Raw genomic sequence first — 17653 nt, 5'->3', positions numbered from 1 at the left:
CACCAGGTGGTTTGAGGAAACATGTCGACCCTTGACGGCCAAATGAAAACAATTATCAAATGACCGCCGCGCCCCATAGCGGCACTCGCTGGTTCTGATGCCTGGGTTGAAGGTTGTGTCACAGCGAACGCGGCTTTTCAGTGGGCCCTTCTTCATTCAAGGAAAGCTTTCTATGCGCCCAAGTGCCAGCGCCATTGCGTTCTGTGTCGCCCTGTTGACGAGCCATTGTGCGAGTGCCGATTCATCGCCGCAGCGCTGGGTGAGCGCGGGCGGTGCGTTGTCCGAGTGGGTCAGTGCGCTGGGCGCCGAGTCGAAGCTGGTGGGGGTGGATACTACCAGCCAGCACCCGTCCTCACTCAAGGCACTGCCGAGCATCGGTTATCAGCGGCAGTTGTCTGCAGAGGGGGTGTTGAGCCTGCGCCCGCAGATTCTGGTGGGCACCGAGGAAATGGGGCCGCCACCGGTGATCTCGCAGATTCGCGGTGCCGGGGTTCAGGTCGAGCTGTTTTCCGCTCAGGCTGACCTGCCGACCCTGCAGGCGAACCTGCAACACCTGGGGCGGCTGTTGGCCCTTGAGGATCGGGCCGGGCAACTGTTCCAGGGTTATCAGCAACAATTGCAGCAACAACAAGCCTGGGTCGCGTCGGCCCAGACTCGGCACGCAGCGCCGGGCGTCTTGCTGTTGCTGGGGCATGCCGGCGGTAAGCCATTGATTGCCGGCCAAGGCACGGCGGCCGATTGGCTGCTGCAACAGGCTGGCGGTCGCAACCTGGCCACGCACACCGGTTACAAGCCGTTCTCGGTGGAGTCCCTGGCCAGTCTTCAGCCTGATGTGCTGGTGTTCTCCGACCGCAGCCTGGCGGGGGAGGCGGCGCGCACAGCCTTGTTCAAGGAAAACCCAATCCTCGCCTCGACGCCTGCTGCCAAAGCCGGTCGAGTCCTGGAGATCGACCCGACTTTGTTGGTGGGCGGGCTGGGGCCGCGCTTGCCGGACAGTATCAAGGCGCTGTCCGCGGCGTTTTATCCCCTTGAGCCAGCCCAGGCCAGCACGACGCAATGAGTCATCAGTTGGCGCCACGCGGGCTGTATCTGGGATTGGGCCTGCTATGCCTGGTGGCGATTTGGTTGTCATTGGCCTTGGGGCCGGTCAGCCTGCCGCTGCTGGATACCCTGCGCGCTGCCCTGCGCTTGCTCGGCGTGCCCATCGATGGGCAGGGGCTGGAGCAGGCTGAGTTGATTCTCGGGCAGATCCGGCTGCCGCGAACCCTGATGGGGTTGGCGGTGGGAGGTGTGCTGGCGCTCTCCGGGGTGGCCATGCAAGGGCTGTTTCGCAATCCCTTGGCCGACCCTGGGCTGGTGGGGGTTTCCAGTGGTGCAGCCCTGGGGGCGGCCGTGGCCATTGTCGGCGGCTCGTTCATGGGCGGTTTGCCGGAGGCGTTCGGTCCCTATTTGCTGTCGTTGTGTGCCTTTCTCGGCGGTCTGCTGGTAACGGCGCTGGTCTATCGCCTGGGGCGGCGCAACGGTCAAACCCACGTCGCCACCATGTTACTGGCGGGGATCGCGCTCACGGCGCTGGCGGGCTCGGCGGTCGGTCTGTTCACTTACCTGGCGGACGATGCCACGTTGCGCACCCTGACTTTCTGGAACCTGGGAAGCCTCAACGGCGCCAGTTATCAGCGTTTGTGGCCGCTGTTGCTGGTCAGCGGCGCTGTGGCCCTGTGGTTACCCCGTCGGGCCAAGGCCTTGAATGCCCTGTTGCTGGGGGAGTCGGAAGCCAAGCATTTGGGGATCAATGTCGAGCAACTGAAGCGCGAGCTGGTCTTTTGCACCGCACTTGGGGTGGGAGCGGCGGTGGCTGCGGCGGGAATGATCGGTTTTATCGGGCTGGTGGTGCCGCACCTGATGCGCCTGCTGGCCGGACCGGATCATCGGACCTTGTTACCGGCGTCGATCCTGGCCGGGGCCAGCCTGCTGTTGCTGGCAGACCTGGTGGCGCGCCTGGCCCTGGCGCCCGCTGAGTTGCCAATCGGCATCATCACCGCGTTTATCGGGGCGCCGTTCTTTCTGTATCTGTTGCTGCGAGGGCGCCCTGATGCTCCGGGCAGAAAACCTGCACATTCGCCGCGCTCGGAAAACCGTCCTGGCGGGGATTGACCTGCAACTCCACCCCGGTGAGGTCCTGGGTGTGCTCGGGCCCAACGGCGCCGGCAAGAGCACCCTGTTGGGAGCCTTGAGTGCGGAGTTGCCTGCTGATCAGGGCCAGGTCTGGCTCGACCAGCGGCCTTTGGCCCAATGGGAAGGGGCTGAGCGCGCGCAACGTTTGGCGGTCCTGCCCCAGGCGTCGAGCCTGGATTTTGCCTTTCGGGTCGAGGAAGTGGTCGCCATGGGGCGTTTGCCTCACCAGAGCGGGCGAGTACGTGACGAGCAGATTGTCGTTGCCGCATTGCAGGCGACTGACGCAGTTCATCTGCTGGGTCGCAGCTACCTGGCGCTGTCCGGTGGCGAGCGTCAGCGGGTGCATCTGGCAAGGGTGCTGGCGCAACTCTGGCCGGGTCAGGCGGGGCAGACCCTGTTGCTCGACGAGCCGACGTCGGCCCTGGACCCCTTGCACCAGCACCTGACCTTGCAAGCTGTTCGGGCCTTTGCCGATCGTGGGGTCGCAGTGCTGGTGATCCTGCATGACCTGAACCTGGCCGCCCGTTATTGTGATCGTCTGTTGTTGCTGCAGGATGGGCGCCCTTACTCGCTGGACACTCCTGCCCATGTACTGCGCGCCGAACCGCTGAAGGCCGTGTTTGGCCTGGACGTACTGGTGCAGGAGCATCCCGAGCGGGGGCACCCCCTGATCATTGATCGCTGACGTGATACCTGGAGCCCGTCGATGCGCGTACTTCTATTGCCGGTGCTGTTGCTGCTTTTTGCCTGCCAAAGCCGGCCCACATTGCCGGTGCTGTCCCAGCTTGAGGAGCCGGGGCAGATTGTTGATCTGCAAACGGGGCAGCGTCTCAGTCCTGATGAATTGATTTCACGCCTTGCCGCCGCGCCGCGGGTGATCGTCGGTGAACAGCACGACCACCCCGATCACCATCGCCTGCAGTTGTGGCTGCTGCAGGCGCTGGCAGCCCGACGTCCCCAAGGCAGCTTGCTCCTGGAAATGCTCACCCCTGAGCAGCAACCCAAGGTCGATGGGCTGCGCCAGGCTATGGCCAGGCAGGGGCTGCCGGCGGACCTGCCCAAGGCTTTGGCCTGGCAACCGGGGTGGGACTGGTCCTTGTACGGCCCCATCGTGAGTTTTGCGTTGGTGCAGCCTTATCCGCTGTGGGCCGCCAACCTCGATCGTCTTGAGGTCCGTGGGATTTACGCCACGGCACCGGTCCTGAGTGGCTCCCATGCGAATGCGCCTTCGGTCAGGCAGGCGTTGCTGGCTCAGGTGCGAACCTCTCATTGCGGGTTGCTGCCGGAGGCGCAGTTGCCGGCGATGCTGGCGGTGCAACAGCAGCGCGACCGGAGCATGGCCCAGCGTTTGCTGGATGCGCCAACGCCGGCACTTCTGTTTGCCGGAGCCTTTCATGCGCGCAAGGATGTCGGTGTGCCTGTGCACCTGGCGGATCTGCCACCGCCCCGGGACGCCGTGGTGCTGATGCTGGCCCAGCGAGGCGCTGAGGTGATGCCTGCAACGGCGGATTACGTCTGGTACACCGCACCGATGGCGGACAAGGACTACTGCGCACAACTGCGCCAGTAAAGGCCTCAATGGTGCTTTTTTCCAGGCAAAAAAAGACCCGGCAAGAGCCGGGTCAAATAACCGTGATTAGCCTGATGAGGAGATAATCTGAGAGCCCGAACCACCGGTCTTCCAGGTTATCAACTGGCCTCGCGACCAGTGGTGATAATCATAACGATTCTCATTTCTAAGTCAATGCGGCATTTTGGCTTTTCTGCGTTTTTCATCAAACAAGTGTTTGAAAGCGCTGGGGCGGGGTTTTAGCGCGCCTGCAGCTGGGTGTTGAGGCGGATGACTTCCTTGTTCAGCAGGTCGATCCGGCGCGCCATGCTTTCAATCAGGCTCTGGGCGATACGCGGATTGCTTCGGGTCAGGCTGAGGAATTGCTCCTTGGGGATCAGCATCAAGGTGCTGGGCTGGCTGGCAATCACGGTGGCGCTGCGCCTCTCCCCGGTGAACACCGCCATGGCGCCGAAGATTTCGTCCTTGGGGACCTCGCCAACTTTATGCCCGTCGACAAACGCCTCGGCGTGCCCCTCGATGATCACGAAAACGTGATCGGCAACGTCGCCCTGGTGGATCAGTGTCTCGCCCTCAAGGACCCGCTTGAAGCTGTTGTTACTGCGAAACTCCGGTTGCTTGAGGCGGGCGATGGCATCCGACAGCAGGGCGGTCTGGCCGATCAGGTACTGCAGGAACAACTCCGAACGCTGCTCATCGGCATACACATGCTGGAACACCGCCGAGCGCAGAAAAGGGATCAGCTTCAGGGGCGTGTCGCAACTGAGGTGCCAGTGAGGCTGTTCCAGCCCTCGACGCAGCCCGAGCAGGTCGCCTTCGTGCAAATAGAAGAGTGGACGCTGATCGATGCTGGCCTGGACCTGGCCGTCTTCCAGCAAGAACAGCCGGTCGCTGGGTAGCGCCTGGGCGAGATCGTCAGTGGGCTCAAGCAATAGAGGGGCGCCCGCCGCCGGCAAACCCGCGAGTAATTGCGCCGGAATGCTTTGCAGGCGATTGATTAAGGTGTCGGCGTATGCCGGTTGCTCCCCCAGTAGATACATGGCGACCTGCCGGATCAGTTCTTGTGGCGTGAGGAAATAGCATCCAGTTGCTTGTTCAGGGCGTCCTTGCGCTCGGCGGGGATATCGTTCCAGTGCACGTCCATCAAGGCGCCTTCGATGGCGTAAAGCAGCACTTTCGAGGCGCGAAAGCCGCGAGTGCGCACTGCTCGATAGGCATCCACCGCCCCCAGGCGGCGCAAATCCGACGCGCTATGGATGCCCACTGCATGCAGCCATTGTGCGGATGTCTTACCGAGGTTCTTCAGGTGTTGCAGTTCATCATTCATCAAGCCTCCTTGCGACGGCCGAATGCTGAGTGGGCAAGCCTCTGAGGAGTGTAGCGCTCAGCAGGAAACGCGCTGTTCGTTGGTCGGTTTCAACGCAAAAGCTTCTAAGGGGAGGGGAAACAGGCATGACGGCGCAGGCTGAAAGCCTGGGCAATCCAGCGCAAAGCGGGGGCGCTGGATTTGAGGCAACGGTGTCGGTTAGCGGGTGCGGTAACGCAGGCGCGTGCCGAAGTTGACCGACATGAGGATTTCGTCGGCGCTCAACTCCGGAGGGAAGTAGGCACCGGAAATCTGCGCGTGGGACAGGCTAGCGCCTTCCAGGGGGACGTCGCGCAGGTCGAGGCCGCGCAAGTCCGCAGAACGGAAATAGGCGTCGGTGAAGTCGATGCCGTCGGTGTTCAAGTCGCGCAGATCGAGGCCACGGAAGTCACCGCCGCGCAAGTCGATGGGCTGACCTTGTGGGCGCTCGCGATTGAAACCGGTGATGTCGTCTTTGCGTAACAGCTCGTACAGCGGGGTGTCGAGTAGCTTCGGTTTGCACATGGCGGCTTTCTCGGTGTTGGTTTTATGGCGCCAGTATAGTGCCACTATTTTTCAGCCGTGAAGTCTTTACACTTCACGGCTGAAAATACCGGTTTAGAGGCCTGGCAGGCGCTGACGGATGTTCGCTACCAGAGCATCCAGGCTGCCACTTTCATTGGTCTCGACCCGCTTGCTGCGCAGCAGTTCTTCGGCGCTGAGCGCTTCGCGGTTGGCTTGTTGGGCTGCGATCACTTCCAAGGTGGCGTCCGACGGGTCATTGCTGTCGGCTTGGCGTTGCGCCAGCCAGCTGGCGATGACGGCTTCGGGGGCGTTGCAGTCGATGATCAGGCACGGGGCGCCCGTGTGCTCTGCGACTTCGGCGGCGGCGTCGCGTTGGGCACGTTTGAGGTACGTGGCGTCGATTACCACCGGGAAGCCGGCACGCAGAATGACGTCGGCGATTTTATGCAGGTGCGCGTAGGTGGCGGTGCTGGCGTCGCTGCTGTAGATGCCGGCGTTGGGATCGTTCTGCACGCTTTGCTCGCCAAACAGACGCTTGCGTTCTACATCGGAGCGCAGGCGGACAGCGCCCAGGGCTTCGACCAGGCGCAGGGCGACGTGGCTCTTGCCTACCGCAGAAACCCCGGAGGTGATGGCCAGGAAGCGCGAAGGGATGGTGCTGTAGCTTTCCGCCAGGTTGGCGTAGTTGCGGTACTGGCGCAGTGAGGTGGCGCGTTGTACGGGGGTGGCATCGGCGGGCATGCTGAACAGGCTGACTTTGGCCCGTACCAGCGCCCGATAGGCCTTGTAGAAGTTCAGCAGTTCCAGGCCTTGATAGTCGCCGGTCAGCTCCAGGTACTGGCTGATAAAGCGCCGGGCCAGGCTCTTCAGACCGCGGTCTTCCAAGTCCATGGCGAGGAAGCCGGTATCGGCGTAGACGTCAGTGAAGCGGAAGGGCTCGTTGAACTCGATGCAGTCGAAAATCACCACGCGACCGTCGATCACCGTGGCATTGCCCAGGTGGATGTCACCGTGGCATTCGCGGATGAAACCGTCGTTCTTGCGCTGGGCGAACAGCGGCTTGAGGCGTTCGAAGCTGCTTTCGGCCCAGGCTTCCAGGGCTTCCAGTTGTTGCAGGTCGGTCTTGTCGCTGAGGAACGGGCGGATCTGTTCGAAGTTCTGCCGCACCGGCGCCATGACGCTGTCCGGGGTGCCTGCGTCGTGGGCAGCGGGCACGCGTGGCGCGTCGAGGTGGAACCGGGCAATCTGCTGGGCCATCTCATCGATGTGCTGGGTGGTCAGTTCCCCATTGGCTTGCAAGGTGCTGAGCAGCCCGCTCTGAGGGAACTGGCGCATTTTCAGCGCGTATTCGATGACCGGGCCGGTGCCGGCCAGCTCCGGGGCCTCGGCGGTACCAGTGATCGGCAACACTTCGAGATACAAATCCTGGGTCAAACGCTGGTTCAGGCGCAGTTCTTCGCCGCAGAAGTGTTCGCGGGCATCCAGGCTGGTGAAATCGAGGAAACCGAAGTTGACCGGTTTTTTCACTTTATAGACGTAGGGGCCGGTGAGCAGCACCCAGGAAATGTGAGTCTCGATGACCTGAAACCCATCGACGGGGTGCGGGTACAAGGCCGGGTTTTGCAATGCGGCGATCAGTGACTGGCTCACAGGCGATCCTTCAGAGTCGTGGAAAATTCAAGGGCGTCATTATGGCCGCTGGCAGGGTCAACGCAAACCTCGGGTGGCTCCTGTTGAGGATGAATAAAGTGCGTATAATCCGCCGCCATGACTCGTACCCGATCCCCCCGTTCCGCTAAAAAAACACCGTCTCGCGGCCTGCGCCCCTGGCTGGGCTGGGCCCTGAAGCTCAGTCTGGTTGGCTTGGTAGTGCTCGCCGGCTTCGCGGTTTATCTCGATGCCGTGGTCCAGGAAAAATTTTCCGGCAAACGCTGGACCATTCCTGCCAAGGTCTACGCGCGCCCGCTGGAGCTGTTCGTCGGACAGAAGCTCAGTAAAGAAGACTTCCTCACCGAGCTGGACGCCCTGGGCTATCGACGCGAAAGCGTGGCCAATGGGCCGGGCGCGGCCTCGGTCAACGGCAACACCATAGATCTCAATACCCGCGGCTTCCAGTTCTACGAAGGCCTGGAAAAAGCCCAGCCGGTGCGCGTGCGATTCTCCGGCGACTATGTGGCAGGGCTGTCTGGGGCCGAGGGCTCGAAAGTCGCCGTGGTGCGCCTCGAGCCGCTGCTGATTGGCGGCATTTATCCGAAGAACCTTGAAGACCGCATCCTGATCAATATCGATCAGGTGCCGCCGTACCTGCTGGAAACCCTGGTGGCCGTAGAGGACCGGGATTTCTACAGCCACTTGGGGATTTCGCCGAAGTCCATTGCCCGTGCCATCTGGGTCAACATTTCGGGCGGCAGGATGAGCCAGGGCGGCAGTACGCTGACCCAGCAGTTGGTGAAGAACTTCTACCTCACCAGTGAGCGTAGCCTGACGCGCAAGCTGACCGAAGCCATGATGGCCATGTTGCTTGAGCTGCATTACGACAAGCGCGAAATCCTTGAGGCGTACCTCAACGAGGTATTCGTCGGCCAGGACGGCCAGCGCGCGGTGCACGGTTTTGGCTTGGCCAGTCAGTTCTTTTTCGGCCAGCCCCTGTCCGAGCTGAAGTTGCATCAAGTGGCGTTGTTGGTGGGCATGGTCAAGGGGCCGTCCTACTACAACCCGCGGCGCAACCCTGAGCGTGCTCTGGAACGGCGCAACCTGGTGCTTGATGTGCTTGAGCAGCAAGGCGTGGCGACGGCAGAGCAAGTGGCCGCAGCGAAGAAAATGCCATTGGGGGTGACCACCCGCGGCAAGTTGGCCGACAGTTCCTTCCCGGGCTTTATCGACCTGGTCAAGCGTCAGTTGCGCGAAGACTACCGCGACGAAGACTTGACCGAAGAAGGGCTGCGGATCTTTACCAGCTTCGATCCGATTCTGCAGATGAAGGCCGAAGCGTCGGTCACTGACACCTTCAAGCGTCTGGCCGGTCGCAAAGGTTCGGATGAGGTCGAAGCGGCGATGGTGGTGACCAATCCGGAAACCGGTGAGGTCCAGGCCATGATCGGCAGTCGCCAGGCGAGCTTCGCCGGCTTCAATCGGGCGCTGGATGCGGTGCGGCCGATCGGCTCGCTGATCAAGCCGGCGGTCTACCTGACGGCCCTTGAGAAGCCAAGCCAATACAGTTTGACCAGTTGGTTGTCCGACGAAGCCTTCTCGGTGAAGGGCGCGGATGGCCAAGTTTGGAAGCCGCAGAACTATGATCGCCGCTCCCATGGCACGATTTTCCTGTACCAGGGGCTGGCCCATTCCTACAACTTGTCCACTGCACGGCTGGGCCTGGAAGTGGGCGTGCCCAATGTGCTCAAGACCTTGAGCCGTTTGGGGGTGACTCGCGAGTTTCCAGCCTTCCCTTCGATGTTGCTGGGGGCGGGTGGTATGAGCCCGATGGAAGTGGCCACCATGTACCAGACCCTGGCCAACGGTGGTTTCAATACGCCGATGCGCGGGATTCGTAGCGTGCTGACGGCCGAGGGTGAGCCGCTCAAGCGTTATCCGTTCCAGATTCAGCAGCGCTTCGATCCGGGTTCCATCTATCTGATCCAAAGCGCCATGCAGCGAGTCATGCGTGAAGGCACCGGCAGCTCGGTCTACAACGTGTTGCCGAAAACCCTGGCGTTAGCCGGCAAGACCGGCACCAGTAACGATTCGCGCGACAGCTGGTTCGCCGGTTTCAGCCAGGACCTGTTGGCCGTGGTGTGGCTGGGGCGTGACGATAACGGCAAGACGCCGTTTACCGGTGCCACCGGTGCCCTGCAGGTCTGGACCAGTTTCATGCGTAAGGCCGACCCGCTGCCCCTGGATATGCCGCAGCCGGATAACGTGGTGCAGGCCTGGGTCGATTCCCGGACCGGCCAGGGTTCCGATGCCAACTGTCCGGGCGCGGTACAGATGCCGTATATTCGCGGCAGCGAGCCACCTCCTGGCCCGGCATGCGGCGGCGAAAGCCCTGCTTCCGGCGAGTCGGTGATGGATTGGGTCAAAGGCTGGATGAACTAAGCAAAGAGGGTTTGACGTGAACAAGTGGTGGGTTCCAGCTATTACAGCTCTGGCTCTGCTCAATGGTTGTGCCAGCGTGCAACGCGGTTCGATCCCCGTGGTGGATGCCGGCACTGCCGTGTCCAACAGCGAGCGGATTTCGGCCAATGGCGGCTTCCGCCAGACGACCATCAAGCGTCCGGCCCAGGCCCAGGCGATTCCGGAAGATTCCGGCGTGGTGGTGATGGTCCCAGGTGGCGGCGCCACGACATCGGCACCGATCAGCACGGCGCCGATCACGCCGGGGCCAATTATCCCGGGCCCGGTGGATGCTGCGCCTATTCAGTCGGCACCGATCAACCAGGGCACCTACAACATGCCTTCCACGTCGGGCAGCATTCCTTCGTCGAGCGTCGGCGGTTTGTCCGCCGATGAGCAGTTGGATGGGCCGGTCCTGGCTTTGCTGACCACCGCACAGCAGCAGCAATCCAATGGCGACCTCAATGGTGCCTCCTCGAGCCTTGAGCGCGCCCAGCGCGTAGCGCCCCGCGAGCCGCAAGTGCTGTACCGCCTGGCTCAGGTGCGCATGGCCCAGGGGGACGCGGCCCAGGCTGAGCAGTTCGCCCGCCGTGGTCTGTCGTTCGCGGGTGGCCGTCCGGACCTGCAGGCCAGCCTTTGGGGTCTTATCGCCCAGGCGCGTGAGAAGCAGGGCGATGCCGCCGGCGCTGCTGCGGCGCGCCAGAAAGCCAAGGTTGCCTTGTGATGGATGGGCGTTTCCTGCAGATTGCCGAGCAATTACTGCTGATCGAGCGGGAGTTGCGGGTGCAGGGCTGGTGGGACGAAGTCGCTCCAAGTGCCGAGGCCTTGTCCAGCCAGGAGCCCTTCAGTGTCGATACCCTGGATTTTGAACAGTGGCTGCAATGGATCTTCCTGCCGCGGATGAAGCACATCATCGAGCAGGATTTGCCCTTGCCCAATGCGTCGGGGATCCTCGCCATGGCCGAGATGGTGTATGCCCAGCGGCCGGGGCAGGGGGGCGAGCTACAGCGCCTGCTGGCGGAGTTCGATCGGTTGATCGGCGAAGCGGCCTGAGTCCGCCGGGTAGAAGCCGTGTGGTGAGCCTGTGAGGGTTCATCGCGCGGTTTCCTTTCGCAGGCGGCAAGTTGCAACAAGTTGTACAGGCCCGTAAGGGTTTTCTCCTGCTTTCTCATGCGCTTAGTTGTAATAAAGCTCAGAGATTACTTGACTTGGGCAGGACGAATCAGAACAATCCAAAGTCCGCTGTAGAGGGACTGCCAGAAGCAGACCCACTCAGCAGATCATGAGGCGCACATCCGCGCCGACCTGCTACACCCGCAACGCGTTACCTCGCGCTGGGTGGGAAACCCCCGCAACACTTTGGGGCGCTCCCAATACTTGCTCAGTCAGTGCTGACGTAGTCGGCGACCACCGTCGCTCATGCTCTGCTGAGAAGTAAACCTATTAAGACCCGCCTCCTTTAATGAGGGCGGTATTCTGGCGTTTTAGAGGTGAACAACGTGGAGCTTTTATCTGGCGGTGAGATGCTCGTCCGCTTTTTGCGTGACGAAGGCGTCAAATATATCTATGGGTACCCGGGTGGTGCTCTTCTTCATGTCTACGATGCCCTGTTCAAAGAACCGGAAGTGACCCATATCCTGGTACGTCACGAGCAGGCTGCTACCCATATGGCTGACGGTTATGCCCGTGCCACCGGTAAAGCCGGTGTGGTACTGGTGACGTCCGGCCCAGGCGCGACCAATGCCATTACCGGCATTGCCACCGCCTACATGGACTCGATTCCGATGGTGATCATTTCCGGTCAGGTGCCCAGCACCATGGTCGGTACCGATGCGTTCCAGGAAACCGACATGATCGGTATCTCCCGGCCGATCGTGAAGCACAGCTTCATGGTCAAGCACGCTTCGGAAATCCCGGAAGTCATGAAGAAGGCCTTCTACCTGGCGCAATCCGGTCGTCCGGGCCCGGTGGTGGTCGATGTCCCTAAAGACATGACCAACCCGGCTGAAAAGTTCGAATACGTTTTCCCCAAGAAAGCCAAGCTGCGCTCCTACAGCCCAGCTGTGCGCGGTCACTCCGGGCAAATTCGCAAGGCGGCAGAAATGCTCCTGGCGGCCAAGCGTCCTGTGCTTTATGCAGGCGGCGGCGTGATCCTCGGTGGCGGTTCTGCACCGCTGACCGAACTGGCCAAAATGCTCAACCTGCCGGTCACCAATACCTTGATGGGCCTGGGTGCCTATCCGGGTACCGACCGTCAATTCGTCGGCATGCTCGGTATGCACGGCAGCTACACCGCCAACCTGACCATGCACCACGCTGACGTGATTCTGGCTGTTGGCGCGCGCTTCGACGACCGTGTAATCAACGGCCCGGCGAAGTTCTGCCCGAACGCCAAGATCATCCATGTCGATATCGACCCGGCGTCCATCTCCAAGACCATCAAGGCAGACGTGCCGATCGTGGGTCCTGTGGAGAGCGTGTTGACCGAAATGGTCGCGGCACTCAAGGACATCGGCGAGACCCCGAACAAAGACACGGTTGCCAGCTGGTGGAAGCAGATCGACGAGTGGCGCGGTGATCGCGGCCTGTTCCCTTACGACAAGGGCGACGGCAGCATCATCAAACCGCAAACCGTGATCGAAACCCTCTGCGAAGTGACCAAGGGCGATGCCTTTGTGACCTCCGACGTGGGCCAGCACCAGATGTTCGCGGCGCAGTACTACCGGTTCAACAAGCCCAACCGTTGGATCAACTCGGGCGGTCTGGGCACCATGGGCTTCGGTTTCCCGGCGGCCATGGGCGTCAAGCTGAGCTTCCCTGAGTCCGATGTGGCCTGTGTCACTGGCGAAGGCAGTATCCAGATGAACATCCAGGAACTGTCGACCTGCCTGCAGTACGACTTGCCGGTCAAGATCGTCAACCTGAACAACGGTGCGCTGGGTATGGTGCGTCAGTGGCAGGACATGAACTACGGTAGCCGTCACTCGCACTCCTATATGGAGTCGCTGCCTGACTTCGTCAAGCTGGCCGAGGCCTATGGTCACGTGGGCATGCGCATCACGTCGCTGAAGGATCTGAAGCCGAAGATGGAAGAAGCGTTCGCCATGAAAGATCGCCTGGTGTTCCTCGATATCCAGGTTGATACCAGCGAGCACGTCTACCCGATGCAGATCAAAGACGGCTCCATGCGCGATATGTGGCTGAGCAAGACGGAGCGTACTTAATCATGCGGCACATTATCTCCTTGCTTCTGGAAAACGAACCGGGCGCCTTGTCCCGCGTTGTCGGGCTGTTTTCCCAGCGTAACTACAACATCGAAAGCCTGACCGTGGCGCCGACCGAAGACCCGACCCTGTCGCGTCTGACCCTCACTACGGTAGGGCATGATGAGGTCATCGAGCAGATCACCAAGAACCTGAACAAGTTGATTGAGGTGGTCAAGCTGGTGGACCTGTCGGAAAGTGCTCATATCGAGCGCGAACTGATGCTGGTCAAGATCAAGGCCACTGGCGCCCAGCGCGCCGAGGTCAAACGCACTACCGATATTTATCGTGGGCAGATCGTTGATGTCAGCGCCAGCGTGTATACCGTTCAACTGACCGGTACCAGCGACAAGCTCGACAGCTTCATTCAATCGATCGGCACCGCTTCGATTCTGGAAACAGTACGCAGTGGCGTCACCGGGATTGCCCGTGGCGACAAAGTACTGAGCATCTAACTCAAATTAGCGAATGGCCTGAACGGCCGGATATAGGGGAAATTCATGAAAGTTTTCTACGATAAAGACTGCGACCTGTCGATCATCCAGGGTAAGAAAGTTGCCATCATCGGTTACGGTTCCCAGGGTCACGCTCAAGCGTGCAACCTGAAAGACTCCGGCGTTGACGTGACCGTTGGCCTGCGCAAAGGCTCGGCTACCGTTGCCAAGGCTGAAGCCCACGGCCTGAAAGTGACTGACGTTGCTTCCGCTGTTGCTGCTGCCGACCTGGTCATGATCCTGACCCCGGACGAGTTCCAGTCCTCGCTGTACAAGAACGAAATCGAGCCGAACATCAAGAAAGGCGCCACCCTGGCCTTCTCCCACGGCTTCGCGATCCACTACAACCAGGTTGTGCCGCGCGCTGACCTCGACGTGATCATGATCGCGCCGAAAGCCCCGGGCCACACCGTGCGTTCCGAGTTCGTGAAGGGCGGCGGTATTCCTGACCTGATCGCTATCTACCAGGACGCTTCCGGCAACGCCAAGAACGTTGCTCTGTCCTACGCAGCTGGCGTGGGCGGCGGCCGTACCGGCATCATCGAAACCACCTTCAAGGACGAGACTGAAACCGACCTGTTCGGCGAGCAAGCTGTTCTGTGTGGCGGTACCGTTGAGCTGGTCAAAGCCGGTTTCGAAACCCTGGTTGAAGCTGGCTACGCGCCGGAAATGGCCTACTTCGAATGCCTGCACGAACTGAAGCTGATCGTTGACCTCATGTACGAAGGCGGTATCGCCAACATGAACTACTCGATCTCCAACAACGCCGAGTACGGCGAGTACGTGACCGGCCCAGAAGTGATCAACGCCGAATCCCGTCAAGCCATGCGCAACGCTCTGAAGCGCATCCAAGACGGCGAGTACGCCAAGATGTTCATCAGCGAAGGTGCTACCGGCTACCCATCGATGACCGCCAAGCGTCGTAACAACGCTGCGCACGGTATTGAAGTCATCGGCGAGCAACTGCGTTCGATGATGCCGTGGATCGGTGCCAACAAGATCGTCGACAAAGCCAAGAACTAAGTTCGAGACTTGTCAGGGAAAACGCGGCTTCGGCCGCGTTTTTTCGTTTGGGCGGACAGGTTCTGGTATAAAGCTGCATCCCTTGTGGCTGAGTCAGGCCCTTGGGTGCCGTCGAAATTTTTCACACCCGTTGCAAGGTAATGTCCATGAGCGAACGTCCCGAAGAGCCAAACCAGGCCTCTGACGCCGAAAGCCTGCTGCCCATCGATGAACATGTCGAAGAAGGGCATGACGCGGAAGGCCGTAAAGTCCGGCATCGTGGTATCTATCTGCTGCCGAATCTGTTCACCACTGCGAACCTGTTCGCGGGGTTCTATTCCATCATCAATTCCATGAGTGCCCAGAGTGCCTTGAGCGCCGGGGACTCAGCGTCTGCGAGCAAGTACTTCGCGTTTGCTGCGATCGCGATTTTCGTCGCCATGGTGCTCGATGGCCTGGACGGGCGCGTCGCTCGGATGACCAATACCCAGAGCGCCTTTGGTGCCGAGTATGACTCGCTGTCTGACATGGTTGCGTTCGGCGTCGCGCCAGCACTGCTGGCTTTCGGTTGGGCCTTGGGCGACATGGGTAAGGTCGGCTGGATGGTCGCCTTCATCTATGTAGCAGGCGCGGCGCTGCGTCTGGCGCGCTTCAACACTCAAGTGGGGACGGCGGACAAGCGCTACTTCATCGGCCTGGCCAGTCCGGCTGCAGCGGGTGTGGTGGCCGGTATTGTCTGGGCGTTCAGTGACTACGGTATCCAGGGTTCGAAGATGTCATTCCTGGTGGCGCTGATGGTGGCGGCTGCGGGCATGCTGATGGTCAGCAATATCAAGTACAACAGCTTCAAGGATCTGGATCTGAAGGGGCGTGTACCCTTTGTTGCGATCCTGGCGGTGGTATTGGTGTTCGCCGTGGTGTTCAGCGATCCTCCGCGTATTTTGCTGCTGATCTTCCTGGTCTACGCGGCTTCGGGTCCTATCCAGTATTTATTGCACCTGCGTCGTCGCAAAAGCGTCGAGTGATGTAATTTCCCCCATACTCCGCAGTCTATTGGTACATCTGTCCTCCAATACTGCGGAGTTGCCATGTTGATCAAAGTCTCCAAATCGTCTGACTGTAAAGAGTCGGATGTCACGCCAGAATCCCTCTATTTTTCTCGTCGCAGTCTGTTGGGCGCGCCGTCGCCGGTTTGGCACTGGGCAGCGTTCCAGGGTGGGCGATTGCCGACGAAGTGGCGCGCTATGCCGACGTCGAGCCGGGCAAGGCGCCTGCATGGTTCACCGAAAAGCTGCCGGCCACTCAATGGCAGGCTGTTACGGTCAAGAACGAGGCAATCACGCCGTTCAAGGATGCGACGCACTACAACAACTTCTATGAGTTCGGTACCGACAAAGGGGACCCGGCGGCTAACGCGGGTTCACTAAAGACCGAGCCTTGGAGTGTTGTTGTCGATGGGGAGGTGGGTAAGCCCGGTCGTTATGCGTTGGAAGACTTCATGAAGCCTTATCAACTGGAAGAGCGGATTTACCGTCTGCGCTGTGTCGAGGCGTGGTCAATGGTGATTCCCTGGATCGGCTTCCCCATTTCGGCGTTGCTCAAGCAAGTGGAGCCAACGTCTAAAGCCAAGTTCATTCGTTTTGAAACGCTCCAGGATCCCAAAAGCATGCCGGGCCAGCGCTCGGGTTTCGCCTTGATTGATTGGCCTTACGTAGAAGGGCTGCGGCTGGACGAGGCGATGAATCCGTTGGCGATTCTTGCGGTGGGTATGTATGGGCGTGAACTGCCTAATCAGAATGGGGCGCCCCTGCGTTTGGTTGTTCCGTGGAAATATGGCTTCAAGAGCGTGAAGTCCATCGTGCGTATCAGTCTGGTGGCCGAGCAACCCAAGACCACTTGGCAAAGCATTGCTGCCGATGAGTATGGGTTCTACGCCAACGTGAACCCGACAGTCGATCACCCTCGCTGGACCCAGGCGCGCGAACGTCGGCTGCCCAGCAGTCTGTTTAGTCCTAACGTGCGTGAGACGCAGATGTTCAACGGCTACTCGGATGAAGTGGCTGCTTTATACAGTGGGCTGGATCTGCGGAAGAACTACTGATGCGTTATCCACTTTGGCGTGTGGGCGTTTTTATCGCGGCAGCGATATGGCCGTTGTTTTGGTTGTTTCAAGCCTTGGCGTCTGCTTTGGGGCCGGACCCGGGGAAGGTGCTGGTCGATCGTCTGGGGTTGGGGACGTTGATCCTGTTGTTGGTGACCCTGAGCATGACGCCGTTGCAAAAGCTAACGGGGTGGGCTGGGTGGATCGCGGTGCGGCGCCAAGTGGGCTTGTGGTGTTTCGCTTATGTGGTCCTGCATTTGAGCGCTTACGCGGCGTTTATTCTTGGGTGGGATTGGTCGCAGCTAGGCGTGGAGTTGCGTAAGCGGCCGTACATTATTGTCGGTAGCCTCGGTTTCCTTTGTTTGCTCGCTTTGGCGGTAACGTCCAATCGTTACAGTCAACGTCGACTTGGAGTGCGCTGGAAGAAGTTGCATCGACTGGTTTACTTGATTCTCGGGTTGGGGTTGCTGCACATGCTCTGGATTGTTCGGGCTGATCTCAAGGAGTGGGCTATCTATGCCTTTATAGGAGCCTTGTTATTGCTGTTGCGTGTGCCGCCAGTGACTCGACGAATTCCTCGTCTGATCGCTAAAAAAGCATCTTCTGCAACAAAAGTGTAATTAGGTGTTGACGGCAGATTCTATGGGCCTATAATTCGCCCCACTTCCGGCGTAGTCGAAACGGAAAACTCCTTGAAACTCAACGAGTTACGCAGTTTTCGACAGCGACTTGCTTCAGTTCATCGAAGCTCAGAAGGGGTTGGTAGAGCGGTTTAGTTGGGCTCTATTAACGTTTCGATCTTCTCGGTCGAAAGCGGAGATAAAGAGGTGTTGACAGCAAGCGTGTAACGCTGTAGAATTCGCCTCCCGCTAACAGTGATCGGAAGCGCAAGTGGTTAAGTTGTTAAGGAAATCCTTGAAAACTTCTGAAAATATCACTTGACAGCAAATGAGGCTGCTGTAGAATGCGCGCCTCGGTTAGACGAAAGATCTTAACCAACCGCTCTTTAACAACTAATCAAGCAATTCGTGTGGGTGCTTGTGAGTCAGACTGATAGTCAACAGATTA

General features: G+C 60.0%; 15 protein-coding genes and 2 pseudogenes. 13 read left to right on the top strand and 4 right to left on the bottom strand.

Annotated elements, in window-relative coordinates:
- Positions 1 to 172 precede the first annotated feature (172 nt).
- From M1B34_RS08995 to M1B34_RS08980, 4 genes and pseudogenes are all read left to right on the top strand, one after another.
- Positions 173 to 1060, top strand: a complete 888-nt coding sequence (locus M1B34_RS08995; protein WP_268264897.1) for a heme/hemin ABC transporter substrate-binding protein — start codon at positions 173 to 175, stop codon at positions 1058 to 1060.
- 50 nt (positions 1061 to 1110) lie between these two features.
- Positions 1111 to 2088, top strand: a pseudogene (locus tag M1B34_RS08990) (FecCD family ABC transporter permease); the annotation flags it as partial.
- A 4-nt stretch (positions 2089 to 2092) separates the two neighbouring features.
- Positions 2093 to 2860: a heme ABC transporter ATP-binding protein gene (locus tag M1B34_RS08985; RefSeq protein WP_268264896.1), complete on the top strand. Its 768-nt coding sequence runs from the start codon at positions 2093 to 2095 to the stop codon at positions 2858 to 2860.
- Positions 2861 to 2881: 21 nt separating this feature from the next.
- Entirely contained in the window at positions 2882 to 3745 is an 864-nt protein-coding gene (locus M1B34_RS08980; protein WP_268264895.1) for a ChaN family lipoprotein, read from the top strand.
- Positions 3746 to 3984: 239 nt separating this feature from the next.
- On the opposite strand, the gene M1B34_RS08975 is transcribed toward M1B34_RS08980, so the two are convergent.
- From M1B34_RS08975 to M1B34_RS08960, 4 genes are all read right to left on the bottom strand, one after another.
- Positions 3985 to 4785 carry a Crp/Fnr family transcriptional regulator gene (locus M1B34_RS08975; RefSeq protein WP_268264894.1) on the bottom strand — a complete coding sequence of 267 codons (801 nt, stop codon included), beginning with the start codon at positions 4783 to 4785 and terminating at the stop codon, positions 3985 to 3987.
- Positions 4786 to 4799: 14 nt separating this feature from the next.
- A complete protein-coding gene (locus tag M1B34_RS08970; RefSeq protein ID WP_064392505.1) occupies positions 4800 to 5072 on the bottom strand; it encodes a TfoX/Sxy family protein in 273 nt (90 codons plus the stop codon).
- Between the two features lie 198 nt (positions 5073 to 5270).
- On the bottom strand, positions 5271 to 5615 hold the full coding sequence (locus M1B34_RS08965) for a pentapeptide repeat-containing protein (RefSeq protein WP_123334978.1): 345 nt from the start codon (positions 5613 to 5615) through the stop codon (positions 5271 to 5273).
- A gap of 93 nt (positions 5616 to 5708) precedes the next feature.
- Complete coding sequence (locus tag M1B34_RS08960) at positions 5709 to 7265, bottom strand: bifunctional aminoglycoside phosphotransferase/ATP-binding protein (RefSeq protein WP_268264893.1); 1557 nt, start codon at positions 7263 to 7265, stop codon at positions 5709 to 5711.
- Positions 7266 to 7382: 117 nt separating this feature from the next.
- Here M1B34_RS08960 and mrcB point away from each other — a divergent pair, with 117 nt between their 5' ends.
- The 9 genes and pseudogenes from mrcB to msrQ all read left to right on the top strand — a co-directional run bounded on the left by mrcB (position 7383) and on the right by msrQ (position 17205).
- Positions 7383 to 9707 carry a penicillin-binding protein 1B gene (gene mrcB / locus M1B34_RS08955; protein ID WP_123334982.1) on the top strand — a complete coding sequence of 775 codons (2325 nt, stop codon included), beginning with the start codon at positions 7383 to 7385 and terminating at the stop codon, positions 9705 to 9707.
- A 16-nt stretch (positions 9708 to 9723) separates the two neighbouring features.
- Positions 9724 to 10449 (top strand): tetratricopeptide repeat protein, encoded by a 726-nt coding sequence (locus M1B34_RS08950; RefSeq protein WP_123334984.1) that lies wholly within the window; start codon positions 9724 to 9726, stop codon positions 10447 to 10449.
- Positions 10449 to 10778 (top strand): YqcC family protein, encoded by a 330-nt coding sequence (locus M1B34_RS08945; protein ID WP_123334986.1) that lies wholly within the window; start codon positions 10449 to 10451, stop codon positions 10776 to 10778. The genes M1B34_RS08950 and M1B34_RS08945 overlap by 1 nt, the downstream gene beginning before the upstream one ends.
- Positions 10779 to 11224: 446 nt before the next feature.
- Positions 11225 to 12949, top strand: coding sequence for an acetolactate synthase 3 large subunit (locus M1B34_RS08940; RefSeq protein ID WP_123335004.1), 1725 nt, complete (start codon positions 11225 to 11227; stop codon positions 12947 to 12949).
- 2 nt (positions 12950 to 12951) lie between these two features.
- The gene (gene ilvN, locus M1B34_RS08935) at positions 12952 to 13443 is read left to right on the top strand and encodes an acetolactate synthase small subunit (RefSeq protein WP_123334988.1); all 492 of its coding nucleotides are present in this window, start codon (positions 12952 to 12954) and stop codon (positions 13441 to 13443) included.
- A 45-nt stretch (positions 13444 to 13488) separates the two neighbouring features.
- Entirely contained in the window at positions 13489 to 14505 is a 1017-nt protein-coding gene (gene ilvC / locus M1B34_RS08930) for a ketol-acid reductoisomerase (protein WP_007909969.1), read from the top strand.
- 146 nt (positions 14506 to 14651) lie between these two features.
- Positions 14652 to 15509, top strand: coding sequence for a CDP-diacylglycerol--serine O-phosphatidyltransferase (gene pssA, locus M1B34_RS08925; protein WP_123334990.1), 858 nt, complete (start codon positions 14652 to 14654; stop codon positions 15507 to 15509).
- A 63-nt stretch (positions 15510 to 15572) separates the two neighbouring features.
- A pseudogene (gene msrP, locus M1B34_RS08920) lies at positions 15573 to 16585 on the top strand (protein-methionine-sulfoxide reductase catalytic subunit MsrP).
- Complete coding sequence (msrQ, locus tag M1B34_RS08915; protein WP_123334994.1) at positions 16585 to 17205, top strand: protein-methionine-sulfoxide reductase heme-binding subunit MsrQ; 621 nt, start codon at positions 16585 to 16587, stop codon at positions 17203 to 17205. Before msrP ends, msrQ begins: the two are co-directional and overlap by 1 nt.
- Positions 17206 to 17653 lie beyond the last annotated feature (448 nt).

The sequence above is a fragment of the Pseudomonas morbosilactucae genome, assembly GCF_023241715.1.
Classification (GTDB): Bacteria; Pseudomonadota; Gammaproteobacteria; order Pseudomonadales; family Pseudomonadaceae; genus Aquipseudomonas; species Aquipseudomonas morbosilactucae.
Note: the sequence above shows the minus strand (reverse complement) of the source record. Positions and strands in the feature narration are given on the sequence as shown.